The organism is Psychrobacter sp. W2-37-MNA-CIBAN-0211 (genome assembly GCF_040309405.1).
GTDB lineage: Bacteria > Pseudomonadota > Gammaproteobacteria > Pseudomonadales > Moraxellaceae > Psychrobacter > Psychrobacter glaciei.
The window spans coordinates 1-352 of record NZ_JBEOOU010000065.1; the positions used below are offsets into that span (position 1 = coordinate 1).

General features: G+C 38.4%; 1 protein-coding gene. It reads left to right on the plus strand.

All coding sequences use genetic code 11. The annotated features are described in order from the left end of the window. Nucleotides 1-158: 158 nt before the first annotated feature. Nucleotides 159-352: MerR family transcriptional regulator (locus AAEY72_RS14310; protein ID WP_352311170.1), on the plus strand; the 194-nt coding region annotated here is incomplete at its 3' end.

Sequence of the window (352 nt, forward strand, 5' to 3'; positions counted from 1 at the left end):
TTAATACTGTCGATTTTGACCGAGATTTCTCTTTTACCAAAAAATTAGTTTTTAGCTTTTGCATTATTAATCACGAATAATCACTTGACCTGTGTCTTAGACACAGGTCTAAGCTGTAGGTGAGATTACAAACTTAGGTGAAGAACTAAGGAGTGAACATGAAAGTTGCAGAGCTGGCAAAAAGCCTTGGAACGACTGCTGATACGGTGCGCTATTACTCGCGATTGGGACTGTTAAAACCTGCCAAGTCAGTGAACGGCTACAAGTCATACTCGAATAAAGAAGTATCGAGACTTAAATTCATTTTAAGTGCCAGAAACCTTGGTTTTTCCGTTGTAGATATCAAGGAAAT